Annotated in this window: 13 protein-coding genes and 2 tRNA genes; 6 read left to right on the plus strand and 9 right to left on the minus strand. The window is 69.2% G+C overall.

What is annotated here, in order from left to right; translation table 11 throughout:
- Positions 1 to 20: 20 nt before the first annotated feature.
- A complete protein-coding gene (locus tag ACRWND_RS21245) occupies positions 21 to 2,657 on the minus strand; it encodes a valine--tRNA ligase (protein ID WP_431951726.1) in 2,637 nt (878 codons plus the stop codon).
- Between the two features lie 440 nt (positions 2,658 to 3,097).
- Here ACRWND_RS21245 and ACRWND_RS21250 point away from each other — a divergent pair, with 440 nt between their 5' ends.
- Positions 3,098 to 4,045 (plus strand): hypothetical protein, encoded by a 948-nt coding sequence (locus tag ACRWND_RS21250; RefSeq protein ID WP_431951728.1) that lies wholly within the window; start codon positions 3,098 to 3,100, stop codon positions 4,043 to 4,045.
- A gap of 38 nt (positions 4,046 to 4,083) precedes the next feature.
- Here ACRWND_RS21250 and clpX read toward each other — a convergent pair whose 3' ends face one another.
- The 5 genes from clpX to ACRWND_RS21275 all read right to left on the minus strand — a co-directional run bounded on the left by clpX (position 4,084) and on the right by ACRWND_RS21275 (position 8,762).
- Positions 4,084 to 5,370 carry an ATP-dependent Clp protease ATP-binding subunit ClpX gene (gene clpX / locus ACRWND_RS21255; RefSeq protein ID WP_431951730.1) on the minus strand — a complete coding sequence of 429 codons (1,287 nt, stop codon included), beginning with the start codon at positions 5,368 to 5,370 and terminating at the stop codon, positions 4,084 to 4,086.
- A gap of 174 nt (positions 5,371 to 5,544) precedes the next feature.
- Positions 5,545 to 6,210: an ATP-dependent Clp protease proteolytic subunit gene (locus tag ACRWND_RS21260; RefSeq protein WP_431951732.1), complete on the minus strand. Its 666-nt coding sequence runs from the start codon at positions 6,208 to 6,210 to the stop codon at positions 5,545 to 5,547.
- A gap of 70 nt (positions 6,211 to 6,280) precedes the next feature.
- Positions 6,281 to 6,883, minus strand: a complete 603-nt coding sequence (locus ACRWND_RS21265) for an ATP-dependent Clp protease proteolytic subunit (protein ID WP_319139309.1) — start codon at positions 6,881 to 6,883, stop codon at positions 6,281 to 6,283.
- A gap of 242 nt (positions 6,884 to 7,125) precedes the next feature.
- Positions 7,126 to 8,520 (minus strand): trigger factor, encoded by a 1,395-nt coding sequence (gene tig / locus ACRWND_RS21270; protein ID WP_431951734.1) that lies wholly within the window; start codon positions 8,518 to 8,520, stop codon positions 7,126 to 7,128.
- A 165-nt stretch (positions 8,521 to 8,685) separates the two neighbouring features.
- A tRNA-Pro gene (locus ACRWND_RS21275) sits at positions 8,686 to 8,762 on the minus strand.
- 111 nt (positions 8,763 to 8,873) lie between these two features.
- Here ACRWND_RS21275 and ACRWND_RS21280 point away from each other — a divergent pair.
- A tRNA-Gly gene (locus ACRWND_RS21280) sits at positions 8,874 to 8,944 on the plus strand.
- Positions 8,945 to 9,102: 158 nt separating this feature from the next.
- Positions 9,103 to 9,294, plus strand: a complete 192-nt coding sequence (locus ACRWND_RS21285) for a hypothetical protein (RefSeq protein WP_431951736.1) — start codon at positions 9,103 to 9,105, stop codon at positions 9,292 to 9,294.
- Positions 9,295 to 9,835: 541 nt separating this feature from the next.
- Here the strand turns inward: ACRWND_RS21285 and ACRWND_RS21290 are convergent.
- On the minus strand, positions 9,836 to 10,186 hold the full coding sequence (locus ACRWND_RS21290; RefSeq protein ID WP_431951738.1) for a hypothetical protein: 351 nt from the start codon (positions 10,184 to 10,186) through the stop codon (positions 9,836 to 9,838).
- Positions 10,187 to 10,487: 301 nt separating this feature from the next.
- On the opposite strand from ACRWND_RS21290, the gene ACRWND_RS21295 reads away from it, so the two are divergent.
- Positions 10,488 to 11,477: a CorA family divalent cation transporter gene (locus ACRWND_RS21295; RefSeq protein WP_431951740.1), complete on the plus strand. Its 990-nt coding sequence runs from the start codon at positions 10,488 to 10,490 to the stop codon at positions 11,475 to 11,477.
- Positions 11,478 to 11,502: 25 nt separating this feature from the next.
- On the plus strand, positions 11,503 to 11,889 hold the full coding sequence (locus ACRWND_RS21300) for an arsenate reductase family protein (protein WP_431951742.1): 387 nt from the start codon (positions 11,503 to 11,505) through the stop codon (positions 11,887 to 11,889).
- A gap of 160 nt (positions 11,890 to 12,049) precedes the next feature.
- Here the strand turns inward: ACRWND_RS21300 and ACRWND_RS21305 are convergent, their stop codons facing one another.
- A complete protein-coding gene (locus ACRWND_RS21305; protein WP_431951744.1) occupies positions 12,050 to 12,502 on the minus strand; it encodes an Lrp/AsnC family transcriptional regulator in 453 nt (150 codons plus the stop codon).
- A gap of 114 nt (positions 12,503 to 12,616) precedes the next feature.
- Between ACRWND_RS21305 and ACRWND_RS21310 the strand changes: the two genes are divergently transcribed.
- The gene (locus ACRWND_RS21310) at positions 12,617 to 13,621 is read left to right on the plus strand and encodes an asparaginase (protein WP_431951746.1); all 1,005 of its coding nucleotides are present in this window, start codon (positions 12,617 to 12,619) and stop codon (positions 13,619 to 13,621) included.
- 71 nt (positions 13,622 to 13,692) lie between these two features.
- Here ACRWND_RS21310 and ACRWND_RS21315 read toward each other — a convergent pair whose 3' ends face one another.
- Entirely contained in the window at positions 13,693 to 13,887 is a 195-nt protein-coding gene (locus ACRWND_RS21315) for a hypothetical protein (RefSeq protein WP_431951748.1), read from the minus strand.
- Between the last annotated feature and the right edge of the window lie 374 nt (positions 13,888 to 14,261).

A 14,261-nucleotide genomic window follows, 5' to 3' on the forward strand; every position in this document is an offset into this window, starting at 1 on the left:
CCCGCCGCGTCAGCCCTGCGTCAGCCTTGGGGCAGGGATGCCAGCTGCGCGGTGATGCGGGCGATGTCCGCCTCCGCCGCCTCGAGGCGGGTGCGGATCTTGGCGACGACCGGCTCGGGCGCCTTCGCGAGAAACGCCTCGTTGCCCAGCTTCGCCGTGGCCTGCGCCTTCTCCTTCTCGGCCGCGGCGAGGTCCTTGGCGAGCCGCTTGCGCTCGGCCTCCACGTCGATCGCCCCGGACAGGTCGAGCGCGACCGTCACGCCCGCGACCGGGAGGGTCGCCGTCGCGGTGAAGTCCTCGCCCTCCGGCTGCAGACGCAGCAGTTGGCGGACCGCCGCCTCGTGCGCCGCGAGACCGGTGGAGCCGAGGTCGAGCCGGGCAGGGACCTTCTGACCCGGCTGCAGGCCCTGGTCGGCGCGGAACCGCCGGACCTCGGTCACCAGCGACTGCACCGCCGCGATCTCCTTCTCGGCTGCCGCGTCACGGAAGCCGGAGTCGGCCGGCCAGTCGGCGATCACGATCGACTCGCGCCCGGTGAGCGTCGTCCACAGGGTCTCGGTGACGAAGGGGACCACCGGGTGCAGCAGCCGCAGCAGCTTGTCCAGGACCTCGCCCAGCACGCGCCGGGAGACCTCTGCCGGGCGGCCGCCCGCCAGGAAGGTCGTCTTGGACAGCTCGACGTACCAGTCGAAGACCTCGTCCCACGCGAAGTGGAAGAGCGCGTCGCTGAGCTTCGCGAACTGGTAGTCGTCGTAGAGCGCGTCCACCTCGGCGACCGTGGCGTTCAGCCGGGACAGGATCCAGCGGTCGGTGGCGGACAGCTCCTCGGGGCCGGGCAGTTCGCCCTCGACCGTGGCGCCGTTCATCAGCGCGAAGCGCGTGGCGTTCCAGATCTTGTTGGTGAAGTTGCGGGAGCCCTGGACCCAGTCCTCGCCGATCGGCACGTCGGCGCCCGGGTTCGCACCCTTGGCCAGGGTGAAGCGGACCGCGTCGGAGCCGTACTTGTCCATCCAGTCCAGGGGGTCCACCGCGTTCGGATTGGACTTCGACATCTTCTTGCCGAACTCGTCGCGAACCAGCCCGGTGAGCGCGATGGTCTTGAAGGGGACCTCCCCGTCCATCGCGTAGAGGCCGAACATCATCATCCGGGCAACCCAGAAGAAGATGATGTCGTGGCCGGTGAGCAGGACGTCGGTCGGGTAGAACTTCTCCAGATCCCGGGTCCTCTCAGGCCAGCCCAGTGTGGAGAACGGCCACAGGGCGGAGGAGAACCAGGTGTCCAGGACGTCGGAGTCCTGCGTCCAGCCCTCCCCCGTCGGCGGCTCCTCGTCGGGACCGACGCAGACGACCTCCCCGTCGGGGCCGTACCAGATCGGGATGCGGTGGCCCCACCACAGCTGGCGTGAGATGCACCAGTCGTGCATGCTGTCGACCCAGTCGAAGTAGCGCCGCGACAGGTCCTCGGGATGGATCCCCACCCTCCCGTCGCGGACCGCGTCACCGGCGGCCTTCGCCAGCGGACCGACCTTGACCCACCACTGCATCGACAGGCGCGGCTCCACGGTGGTCTTGCAGCGCGAGCAGTGGCCCACGGAGTGCATGTACGGGCGCTTCTCGGCGACGATCCGCCCCTGCTCGCGCAGTGCCCCGACGATGGACGAACGCGCCTCGAAGCGGTCCAGGCCCAGGAACGGGCCGTGGACGGTGATCACGCCGTGCTCGTCCATGATGGTCAGGGCGGGCAGGTCGTGGCGCTGACCGATGGCGAAGTCGTTGGGGTCGTGCGCCGGGGTTACCTTGACGGCACCGGTTCCGAACTCCGGGTCGACATGGGTGTCGGCGACGACCGGGATGGTCCGGTCGGTGAGCGGCAGCTTGATGTGCCGGCCGACCAGGTGCCGGTACCGCTCGTCGTCGGGGTGGACGGCGACCGCCGTGTCGCCGAGCATCGTCTCGGCACGAGTGGTGGCCACGACGATGGAGTCCTCACCCTCGCCGTAGCGGATGGAGACCAGTTCCCCGGCGTCCTCCTGGTAGTCCACCTCGATGTCGGAGATCGCGGTCAGACAGCGCGGGCACCAGTTGATGATGCGCTCGGCGCGGTAGATCAGGCCGTCGTCATAGAGCTTCTTGAAGATCGTCTGGACGGCGCGGGAGAGACCCTCGTCCATCGTGAAGCGCTCGCGGGACCAGTCGACCCCGTCGCCGAGGCGGCGCATCTGGCCGAGGATCCTGCCGCCGTACTCCTCCTTCCACTGCCACACACGCTCGACGAAGGCCTCGCGGCCCAGGTCGTGCCGGGACTTGCCCTCCTCGGCGAGCTGCTGCTCGACCTTGTTCTGGGTGGCGATGCCCGCGTGGTCCATGCCGGGCAGCCACAGCGCCTCGTAGCCCTGCATGCGCTTGCGGCGCGTCAGGGCGTCCATCAGCGTGTGCTGGAAGGCGTGGCCCAGGTGGAGGCTGCCGGTGACGTTCGGCGGCGGGATGACGATGGTGTAGGGCGGCTTGTCGCTCTTGGCGTCGGCCTCGAAGTAACCGCGTTCTACCCAGCGCTCGTACAGGGGCCCCTCTACCTCGGCCGGCGCGTACTGGGTCGGCAGTTCGGGGGGCGCGCTGTTCGGTCCGCTCGCGGCGGCCTGCTGAGTGTTGTCGGTCACGGCGCTCAGTTTACGGGCGGGGCGGGCAGTGTCACGAATCCGCCGGTGCCCGGGCAGGAGGGGCGAGGAGGGCGGCCGGGGTGAGGGGCGCCCTCCGGGGGTCCGGCCGGGAGCCCCGCCGGCCCGGGTCCGGGTGGCGCTCGGCGCGACCCACCGGACATGTGGACGGCAGGCGGCTCGGCGGGCGCGGACGTGCTCCAGGCCGGCCGATCCCGGCGGCGGCACGCGAACCGGTCAGCCGCAGGGCGCCTCTGGCGGCCACTCAACCGGCCGGACACATAGGTGCGATTCACGCCTTTGGGCTGTAGGGCGATCAACCGAACATGCGTACCGCGTTGTTGCCAAGTCCTGACGGTCCCGATGTAAGGACGGTTTAAATGTTCCGCAAGGATGAGCACGAGGAGTACGAGTAGACAGCAGTTCAACGAGGGGACTCACCGATGAGCTTCAACCAGCCGCCGCCACAGCCGGGTTCCGACGGCCAGCCCGGCTACGGAGGCCCTGCGGGCCCGCCCCAGCAGCCGCCGGCCCCGCCGCAGCAGCCCGCACCCGGGTACGGCTATCCGCAGCAGCCCACGGCCCCGCAGCCGCCCGCCGGCTACGGCTATCCGCAGCAGCCCGGCCCGTACGGCCAGCAACCGGCCTCGCACGGGCAGCAGCCCGGCCCCTACGTCCAGCCCGCTCCCTACGGTCAGCAGCCCGGCCCGTACGCTCAGCCGGGCCCCTACGGCCAGCCCGGACCCTACGGTCAGCAGCCGGGCGCCTGGGGTGCCCCGCCACCGCCGCCGTCCGGCGGCAAGGGGAAGATCATCGGCATTGTGGTCGGCGTCGTGGTCGCCGTCGCGGTCATAGGAGGCGGCATCGTCGCCCTCACGAACAGCGGTGTCGCCGGCGGCGGTGGCGGCGACTACAAGCTGTCCATGCCGGCCGCGCTGCTCGACGGCCAGTACACCAAGTCCACCAACGACGCGTCGCTGAGCAACGGCAAGACCGGCGACGACACCGGCATCGCCGACGCCACGACGGTCTCCGGCACGTACAAGAAGGACGGCACCCAACTCATCGTCACCGGCGTCTACGGCGACGTCAACGACACGAACGCCGTCCTCGACAAGATGCTCAGCGCCTTCACCTCGACGGCGGGCACTTCGGGTGGCGAGCCCCCGAAGGAGGTCCGCCCCTCCGGCTTCGACGGCGACATCATGAAGTGCGGCACGCTCGGCAACGCCGCGGCGGCCTTCCCGTACTGTGCCTGGGCCGACGACAGCACGGTCGCCATCACGGTCAACATGACCATGGACTTCACCGGCGCCACCAAGGCCCCGTCCCTGACGGAATGGGCCGACAGCACCGCCTCGATCCGCAACGAGGTGCGCGTCAAGAAGTGACCCGGCCACCACGCCCCCTTCCATGTGGCGGGTGGGCGCTACGCGCTCTTCTGCTCGCCCTTGCCGATGATGCGCGGCTCACGCGGCACCAGGGTGGGGTTCACGTTCGAGTGGACGACGTCCTCGGTGATGACGACGCAGGCGACGTCCTTGCGCGAGGGCACCTCGTACATCACCGACATCAGCACCTCCTCCATGATGGCGCGCAGACCCCGGGCGCCGGTCTGGCGGAGGATGGCCTGGTCGGCGATGGCCTCCAGGGCGCCACGCTCGAACTCGAGCTCGACGCCGTCGAGCTCGAAGAGCCGCTGATACTGCTTGACCAGGGCGTTGCGCGGCTCGACCAGGATCTGCAGCAGCGCCTCACGGTCGAGGTTGTGCACGCTGGTGATGACCGGCAGACGGCCGATGAACTCGGGGATCATGCCGAACTTCACCAGGTCCTCCGGCATGACCTCGGAGAACTGGTCGGCGGAGTCCATCTCGCGCTTGGAGCGGATGGTCGCGCCGAAGCCGATGCCCTTGGCCCCGGCCCTGGACTCGATGATCTTCTCCAGACCGGCGAAGGCGCCGCCGACGATGAACAGCACATTGGTCGTGTCGATCTGGATGAACTCCTGATGCGGGTGCTTGCGCCCGCCCTGCGGGGGCACCGATGCCGTGGTGCCCTCCAGGATCTTCAGCAGCGCCTGCTGCACGCCTTCGCCGGAGACGTCCCGGGTGATCGAGGGGTTCTCGCTCTTGCGGGCGACCTTGTCGATCTCGTCGATGTAGATGATCCCCGTCTCGGCCTTCTTGACGTCGTAGTCGGCCGCCTGGATCAGCTTGAGCAGGATGTTCTCGACGTCCTCGCCGACGTACCCGGCCTCGGTCAGCGCCGTGGCGTCCGCGATGGCGAACGGTACGTTCAGCATCCGGGCCAGGGTCTGCGCGAGCAGGGTCTTGCCGGAGCCCGTGGGGCCGAGCAGCAGGATGTTGGACTTGGCGAGCTCGATGCCGTCGTCGTGCCCGCGGCCGCCGCCGTTCTCACCGGCCTGCACCCGCTTGTAGTGGTTGTACACCGCGACGGAGAGCGCCTTCTTCGCCGGCTCCTGGCCGACCACGTAGCTCTCGAGGAACTCGTAGATCTCGCGCGGCTTCGGCAGGTCCTCCCAGCGCACCTCGGAGGATTCGGCGAGCTCCTCCTCGATGATCTCGTTGCAGAGGTCGATGCACTCGTCGCAGATGTACACACCGGGTCCTGCGATGAGCTTCTTCACCTGCTTCTGGCTCTTTCCGCAGAACGAGCACTTGAGCAGATCGCCGCCGTCACCGATGCGTGCCACGAGGTGCTTCCCCTTCGCCTGGGTCCCGCCAGTTCGACGAGTCCTGGTGCTTGCCTATCGACGGTACCTTGCCGCGCCCCCGCTGCGGGCCCCCCTTGGAGCTACTGGGTCGTGACCTGCACAACCCAGCGGCTCCAAGAGGGGACTTCTCGTCGCAGAATGCCCTGCCGGGCGTCAGACCGCGACCGAGGAACCCTTGCGGGTCGAGACGATCTGGTCGACCAGACCGTAGGAGAGGGCCTCCTCAGCCGTGAGGATCTTGTCTCGCTCGATGTCGTCGCGGATCTTCTCGATCGGGGTGCTGGAGTGCTTGGCCAGCATCTCCTCCAGCTGGGCCCGCATCCGCAGGATCTCGTTGGCGGCGATCTCCAGGTCCGAGACCTGGCCGCGGCCGGTCTCGCTGTACGGCTGGTGGATCAGGATGCGGGCGTTCGGCAGCGCCATCCGCTTGCCGGGGGTGCCGGCGGCGAGCAGCACGGCCGCGGCGGAGGCCGCCTGGCCCATGCAGACCGTCTGGATGTCGGGCTTGACGAACTGCATGGTGTCGTAGATGGCCGTCAGCGCCGTGAAGGAGCCACCGGGGCTGTTGATGTAGACCGAGATGTCACGGTCCGGGTCCATCGACTCCAGGCACAGCAGCTGCGCCATGACGTCGTTGGCCGAGGCGTCGTCGATCTGCACCCCGAGGAAGATCACGCGCTCCTCGAAGAGCTTCGCGTACGGGTCGTACTCGCGGATGCCCTGGGAGGTGCGCTCCACGAAGCGCGGGACGACGTAGCGGGCCTCGGCGGCGTTCGCGCGGTCGTACAGGCCGCTGCCGGGGAAGTTCTGGGTGGTCACGTTCACCGTCCTGGAGATGAGCAGTGGGCTGGGGTCGGTCCTGCGGGGCTGTAACGGGCTCACGGCCCGGTCAGGCCCCGGTGCCGCCGCCGCCCGGCACGTTCACGGCGTGCGTGATGACGTCGTCGATCAGGCCGTACTCCTTGGCCGCCTCGGCGGAGAACCAGCGGTCGCGGTCGGAGTCGCGGGTGATCGCCTCGACGCTCTGGCCGGAGTGCTCAGCGATGAGCTCGGCCATCCGCTTCTTGGTGCGGAGGAGCTGCTCGGCGTGGATCTTGATGTCCGAGGCCGAGCCGGCCAGGCCGGCGGACGGCTGGTGCATCAGGATGTCGGTGTTCGGCAGGGCGAAGCGCTTGCCGGGGGTACCCGCGGTCAGCAGGAACTGGCCCATGGAGGCCGCCAGGCCCATGGCGATGGTGACGACGTCGTTCTTGATGAACTGCATCGTGTCGTAGATCGCCATACCGGCCGTCACCGAGCCGCCGGGGCTGTTGATGTAGAGGTAGATGTCCTTGTCCGGCTCGGCGGCAAGGAGGAGCAGCTGCGCGGTGATCTTGTTGGCGATGTCGTCGTCCACCGGCTGACCGAGGAAGATGATCCGCTCGCCGAGCAGCCGGTTGTAGACCTGGTCGCCGAGGCCACCGATGGTCGGCTCGCCGGCGGCGGAAGGCATCGGAGTCGTCACGTATCCACCTGCTCGTTGTCGGACGGCGCGGACGCCGTCACAGGGTCTTCTCGTAGGGCACGGGCCCTCGTACTTACGGACCCTAACGCGCAGGTGGGGCCCGGCAATCCCCCACGCGGAACTGTTCGCTGTGAGCGCAGGGAGGGGGTACGCGCAGAGCGGAACGAAGCAGGAACGGGCCCGGACGCCACTGTCGTCCGGGCCCGTCGGATGTCGCTTCGGGACGAGGCTCAGGCCTCGGAACCCTCACCCTTGGCGGTGTCGGCGTCCGTGTCCTCGGAGGTGGCCTCGACCGTCTCGGCGGTCTCGTCCTCCTCGTCCTCCAGGTCGACGACCTCGCCGTTGGTGTCCTTGACCGTGGCGGCCTCGACGACCAGGGCCAGCGCCTTGCCGCGGGCGACCTCGCCGACGAGCAGCGGCACCTGGCCGCCCTCGACGACCGCCTGGGCGAACTGGTCGGGGCTCATGCCGGAGGAGGCGGCACGGCGCATGAGGTGCTCGGTGAGCTCCTCCTGGTTGACCGAGAGCTTCTCGGTGGAGACGAGCTCGTCCAGGACGAACTGGGTCTTGATGCCCTTCTTCGCCTGCGCCTCGATCTCGGCGTCATACTCCTCGCGGGTCTTGCCCTCGTTCTCGAGGAACGATTCCCAGGTCAGGCCCATGGCCGGGAACTGGTGGTGCTCGAGGTTGTGGACCCGGGTCTCGATCTCGTCCTTGAGCAGCTTCTCCGGCAGCGGGATCTCGACCAGCTCGAGGAGGGCGTCCAGCACCTTCTCCTGGGCCTGGGTGGCCTGGTCGTACTGCTTGATGCGCTCCTGGCGCTTCACCGCGTCGGCGCGGAGCTCCTCGAGGGTGTCGAACTCGCTCGCCAGCTGGGCGAACTCGTCGTCCAGTTCGGGCAGCTCGCGGGCCTGCACCGAGGTGACGTCCACCTTGACCTGGGCCTGCTTGCCGGCGGCGGAGCCGCCCTTGAGCTCGGAGGTGAAGGTGGCCGAACCGCCGGCCTCCAGGCCGATGACGGCCTCGTCGATGCCGTCGAGCAGCTGGCCGGAGCCGATGGTGTAGGTGACGCCGCTGGCGACGCCGTCCTCCAGCACCTCGCCGTCCACCGAGGCCTCCAGGTCGACGACGACGACGTCGCCGTCGGCGGCGGCGCGCTCGACCACGGTGGTGGACGCGAAGCGCTCCCGCAGCTGCTCCAGGGCCTTGTCGACGTCCTCGTCGGACACCTCGACGGCGTCGACGGTGACCTCGATGCCGGAGTAGTCCGGGATCTCGATGGCCGGGCGGACGTCGACCTCGGCCGTGAACTTCAGCTCCTGGCCGTCGTTGAACTCGGTGATGTCCACCTCGGGCTGGCCGAGGACGTTCAGCTCGCCCTCGTTGACCGCCTCCGTGTAGAACTTCGGCAGTGCGTCGTTGATGGCCTCTTCGAGGACCGCGCCACGGCCGAACCGCTGGTCGATGACGCGCGCGGGGATCTTGCCCTTACGGAAGCCCGGCACCGTGACCTGCTGGTTGATCTTCTTGTACGCCGCGTCGAGGCTGGGCTTGAGCTCCTCGAAGGGCACCTCGACAGTGAGTCGAACCCGGGTCGGGTTCAGAGTCTCGACGGCGCTCTTCACGGTTGGGTCTCCTTGGGGGCTTTACGTTGATGGGCGGCCACTTCGCGATCATGCGGGGCGGCTGGTGTTCGACCTGGCTGTTCCGCGTATCAGGTGGCCGACGACCCATCCTACCGGTACCACAATCCTGCGGCCGGGCCTGCTCGGAACAGGACGGTCGAGCAGTGGTCGGGGTGGCCGGATTCGAACCGACGACCTTCCGCTCCCAAAGCGGACGCGCTACCAAGCTGCGCCACACCCCGTCGGTGCGACACGTAGAGTACATGCCCCCGCACACAGCGACCGCCACATATGTGGTGCGCGGGAGCCGGGTCGATCGGCTACGATCTGATGTGCCAGAATGACTGGCCGTTGCGGGCGTAGCTCAATGGTAGAGCCCCAGTCTTCCAAACTGGCTACGCGGGTTCGATTCCCGTCGCCCGCTCTGTGTGGCAAGGCCCCAGGTCAGCGAGATGATCGCAGGCTCGGGGCCTTGTTCGTACGCGGCCGGGTGCGGGTGCTCCTGCCGCACGCGTGCCACCGGGCCCACGGTTGACGTCCGTCTTCTGCGCTCATGAAACGGCGAGAGGTCATGATGTACGCGTGATCCCGCGCATCAGCATCGCGCTCTCGGCGTTCGGCGTCGCCGTCAGTCTGGGGCTTCTCGCCGTCTCCATCCGGGACTGCCGCTCGGGTGCCTCCGTCCTTTGGCCGGCGGGTGCAGGTGCCATCTTCCTTGCCGCGGCCTTCGCTCTCGTGCGTGACGTCCGCAACACCCGGCGCCAAGCCCGCTGACCCACCGCGAAGGCCTCATCGGTGGCCGCTGCGCGGCCGACTCGACCAGGGCACTCACGGCATCCGCGATCAATGGTTCCCGCTCGGCGCTCGCGTGCTGGTGGATCGGCGTGGCCCTGAGCGAACTGTGCCCCATCCGGGCCATGCAGCATTGGCCTCGAACTGCGGGGCTGTCGCCGCGCCGCCCTGCGGTCACGAGGATCGACAGGGGGACGGCCCCGGCCGCCCGCGCCGCGCGCCCACACAGGCAGGCCGAGGGCATGAGGCCAGAACCGCATCCGAGGCTTCGGGCGTGGAGTGATCCCGTGCGGGGCGGATCGCCAGTCGAGACGCTCGGCCTGATGCGCCCGACGGCGCGGCACCGCCCGCCCCTCATGATCCTTCCTTCGCCTCGCGCGATCCTCACGCTCGTCCCCGCCGTCCCCGCTGTCCCCACCGACGCGTCCGCGTCCCGTTCGACGGGCCACGCCAGGGGCCTTCCGGCGCGCCTGCGCGGCCGGCGTGGGGGACCGGCCGCGCGGGGCGGAGATGGCGAAGGACCTCAGTTGTTGAAGACCGGAATGTTGTTGTTCACCCCTCCCCCGAAGAGACCGCCCCCGCCGTTGTTGAAGATCGGGATGTTGTTGTTCACCTGACCGAAACCGCTGCCGTTGTTGAAAATCGGGATGTTGTTGTTCACCGGGCCGCCGAAGAATCCACCGGGATTGTTGAAGACCGGGATGTTGTTGTTCACGCCGCCGTCGTCGACGTGGAGGGCGTGCTGCTGAGGTGCGGCCTGGACGGCGCCGGCATGGGCGGGGGTGGCAGCGAACGCACTGGTCGGGAGCAGGGCACCACCGGCGGCCAGGGTGGTGGCGGCAGTCAGCATGACGATCTTGCGAGTGCGGGACATGGCAGTTCTCCTCAGACGGTCCTGGGAATGCGAGTTCCGGACGATCCCTTTTCGGATGTTCCGGCACCGGGGAAAGTCCCGGTGTTTCTTTTCGGTCGGTGTCGCTCGACCTCATGACTCCAGTAAGCCCTGGCGTACCGCCCGCGTCACGTCGCTGAATTTCGGGGCTTGACACGCGCGGGAGGCCTGCCTATGGGCGCCCCGCCCCGGACTCCGGGCCACCGGACCGAGCACTCCCGCATGCGTGGGTGGCGGAGTCTGCGCAGGCTGGAGATGTGCCGGCGACCCGCGGTGAGAAACCATGATCGTTACGGTGGTGTCGATGCCCGAGGGCGTCGCCGCCCGTGTCTCCGTCGCGGAGGCGCGTGAGCGGCTGGCGGCGTCGCGGTTCCTGCTCGTGGACGTCGAGACACCCGGTGGAGGCCAGCCCGGCGCCGAGGTGCCGATCGCCCGCGAACTCGGCCTGGGCTGCGAGGATCTGACCTGGTTGGGCAAGGAGGGCGAGTCGGCGCGGGCGGAGTTCCACGGGGACGACGCCCGCTTCGTGGTGCCCGTGGTCGACGAAGGCGGGGTCGTGCACGTCCACGTCTTCGTGACCGAGCGGCACCTCGTCACCGTCCACCGGGGGCCGAACAGGTCGGTCGAGCGGTTCGTCACCCGTTTGCCGCACGAACGGCCGGCGGACACCGCGGCCGTGCTGTTCCTGCTGCTCGGGGAGGCACTGGAGACCTTCCGCCGGTCCGCCGTGGAGGCGCTGCTGCAGGTGGAGGATCTCGAGGACGAGATGTTCGAGAGCCGGCACCCGCAGCAGGTGTACCGGCTGGCGCGGCTGCGGCGGCGGGCGGCCCTGCTGCACCACGCGCTGCTGCCGTACCTCCAGGCGGCCGACGAGACCATCACCCGGCGGATGATGAGCGGCAGCTTCCCCGAGGAGCGGCAGCGGCTCGCCGCCTCCTACCAGCGGGCCGCCCGGATGGTGCTCGCCAGCATCGAGTCGCTCCAGGACGCGACCCGGCGGGCCTTCGCCAGCTACTCCTCGCTCGTGTCCGGCGAGCAGAACGGAGTGATCAACCGGCTGGCGATCGTGTCGACGATCTTCCTTCCGCTGACCTTCCTGACCGGTTTCTTCGGCATGAACTTCACCTATATGACCGACGAGTTGGAGAGCCGGGTCGTCTTCTGGCTGCTCGCCGTGGGACTGCAGGCAACGGTCCTGCTCATCGCCGTCTATGTGCTGCACCGCACCAGGATCTGGCGCAGGCTGCGCGACGACGGTCGCGACGACGGCTGAGCGCTGGGCTCAGTACATTGGCGGGGTGGAGATCTGGATCAACCCCGCATGCTCGAAGTGCCGTTCCGCGCTGAACCTGCTGGACGAGGCGGGGGCGCGATACACCGTCCGCCGCTACCTGGAGGACCCGCCGGACGCCGGGGAGATCCGCGCGGTGCTGGAACGGCTCGGACTGGAGCCATGGGACATCGCGCGGACCCAGGAGGCCGAGGCGAAGGCGCTGGGCCTCAAGGAGTGGCCACGGGAGCCGGGCGAGCGGGAGCGCTGGATCGGGGCGCTGGCGGCGCACCCGCGGCTGATCCAGCGCCCGATCATCACGGCCGAGGACGGCACGGCGGTCGTCGCGCGCTCGGACGAGGCGGTGCGGGACGCCCTCGGACGCGTTCCGGGCGCCGCCGGGGACCCCGCCTGAGAACCGGCGGCCCGATGGCGGCGCCGAAGCGCGGCGTGGCATCGTCTCGCGCCGCATGCGGCTGTCCCGCCGAACAGCCCACCCACCGGAGGTCCGCACGCCCTTGCCCGGATCCGGCGCCCGCGGGGGCCTTGCGCGCTCGCTCGCTACGCCTGGAGCGCTAGCCGACCGGCACGCCTTGCGGCTCCTTGATCCGCTTCATGATCATCTGTGAGTTCACCTCGCTCACGCCCGGCAGCGCGATCAGCTGCTCCGTCCAGAAGCGTTCGTAGGCGTCGCTGTCGGCCACCGCGATCCGCAGCAGGCAGCCGGGCGCGCCGTAGAGGCGGTAGGCCTCGACGATGTCGGGGATGGCCTTCACCTGCTCCTCGAACGCGGCGACGGACGCGCGGTCCCGCCGCACCTCGACGGAGGTGAAGACCTCGAAACCGCGCCCCACGGCGGCCGGCGCGACGACGGCCCGGTAACTCTGGATCACCCCGCCCTCCTCCAGTTGTCGCACCCGGCGCAGGCACGGGGACGGGGTGAGGCCGACCCGGGCGGCCAGCTCCTGATTGGTGAGCCGCCCGTCAGCCTGCAGCTCGCGCAAGATTCTTCTGTCAATGGCGTCCATAGCGGGAACACATACCATGCTCACCCGTTCTACGCGGGCTGATTCGCAATCGAATGCCAGCGATGAGCGCATATCCTTGCGGAAGAGCTGGCGAACGCATGAGCGAGGGGACACGTGAAGCACATCGTCGTGATCGGCACCGGCGGCACGATCGCCAGCAGGTGGCAGGGGGCCGGGTACGCGGCCGAGGCGGCCGGCGACGAGGTGCTGGCGGCGGGCGCCGTCCCCGAGGGGGTCGAGGTGACCGTCCGGAACCTGTTCACCGTGAACAGCTCGCGGCTGACCTCCGCCCACCAGCTGGAACTGCTGCGGACGGTCCACGATGTGCTGGCCGACCCGGCCGTGGACGGCGTCGTGGTGACGCACGGCACCGACACCATGGAGGAGTCCGCCTTCTTCCTGGACCTCCACCACGACGACCGGCGCCCGGTCGTCTTCACCGGTGCCCAGCTCCCGCTGGACTCCGTGGACGGGGATGCCGCGGGCAACCTCTACGACGCGCTGCTGACCGCGGCGACCGGCCAGGACATCGGTGTGGTCATCACCTTCGGCGGCTTCGTGCACGCAGCCCGGGGCACGGTCAAGGCGCACACCCTGGATGTCCAGGCCTTCGCCGATCCCTCACACGAGCCGCTGGGCCGCGTCACGTTCGGCCAGATCGACTGGAGCGCTCCGCGGCCGCGAGCCGCGGCGCTGCCGCTGCCCGCCCCGGGCGGCGCGGTACCGCGCGTCGACATCGTGACGCACCACGTGGACGCCGACCCCGTTCTCTTCGACGCCGCGCTGGGCGCGGGGGCCCAAGGGATCGTGCTGGTGGGAACGGGGGCGGGCAACGCGACCCCCGACTTCGTGACGGCGGTGCGCCGTGCGGTGGACGCCGGCGTGCTGGTCGCCGTGAGCACCCGGGTGGCGGCGGGGCCGGTGGCCCCGATGTACACCGGGGGCGGCGCCGTGGACCTCGTCGCGGCCGGCGCCGTGCTGGCCGGGACGCTGCGGGCGGGGCAGAGCCGCATCGCCGTGCTGGCGGCGCTGCTGTCCGCGCTGGGGCCCGAGGAACGGACCGCCGCACTGCGCCGCATCGTCACCTCGGTCGAGGACCGCACACCGGCCGTCGCCTGACTCCCCGTCACCCGGCGTGTTCACCACGCTGGGTGACGGGTGACCTGCGACAGGGACGGCGGCCGGGTGCGTCAGAGGTTTATCTGGTTGATGGTGTCGGCCAGCGAGTCGAGGAACCTGCTGATCGACGGGGCCATGCCCGTGGAGGCAAGGAAGAAGCCGAAGAGCGCGGCGACGATGGCCGGGCCGACCTTCAGCGACTTGCCTCTTATCAGGACGACCATGATGACCGCCAACAACACGACCACGGACAGGGAGATGGCCACGGGGGATCACATCCTCGGTCTGCGCCTCACCATTCCCGGGGGAGCCACGGCAGCCACACCCCCACGACGTCCATCGTGCCACCTGCCACCGACACCGTGACCCCGCGGGACACCCCTTCCCCGCGCGCCGGAGCCGCACACCTGCGACGCATGACGTCGGGATCAGTCCTGCTCCCTTCGGATGAGGCAAATCTCGAAATTTCCATGCCACGTTCGAGTGAATTTCCCTCAAGCTATTTCCCCACATGGCCACTTGCCACACAAAGGATCATCAAAAAACCTGCACAGTCGTCAACCCTCCTTCCAATATGCCCCGTTCACCCCTTACGCGATCACCCATAGCAGCACGGAACGGACAGCTGCATGACCTGCGC

The organism is Actinacidiphila sp. bgisy167, assembly GCF_965342175.1.
Taxonomy (GTDB): Bacteria; Actinomycetota; Actinomycetes; order Streptomycetales; family Streptomycetaceae; genus Actinacidiphila.

What these genes read in the sequence shown, in the direction of transcription:
- ACRWND_RS21265 (WP_319139309.1), bottom strand. Translation starts at nt 6,883, where the DNA reads ATGCCTTCCGCCGCCGGCGAGCCGACCATCGGTGGCCTCGGCGACCAG.
- ACRWND_RS21250 (WP_431951728.1), top strand. Translation starts at nt 3,098, where the DNA reads ATGAGCTTCAACCAGCCGCCGCCACAGCCGGGTTCCGACGGCCAGCCC.
- ACRWND_RS21295 (WP_431951740.1), top strand. Translation starts at nt 10,488, where the DNA reads ATGATCGTTACGGTGGTGTCGATGCCCGAGGGCGTCGCCGCCCGTGTC.
- ACRWND_RS21290 (WP_431951738.1), bottom strand. Translation starts at nt 10,186, where the DNA reads ATGTCCCGCACTCGCAAGATCGTCATGCTGACTGCCGCCACCACCCTG.
- ACRWND_RS21305 (WP_431951744.1), bottom strand. Translation starts at nt 12,502, where the DNA reads ATGGACGCCATTGACAGAAGAATCTTGCGCGAGCTGCAGGCTGACGGG.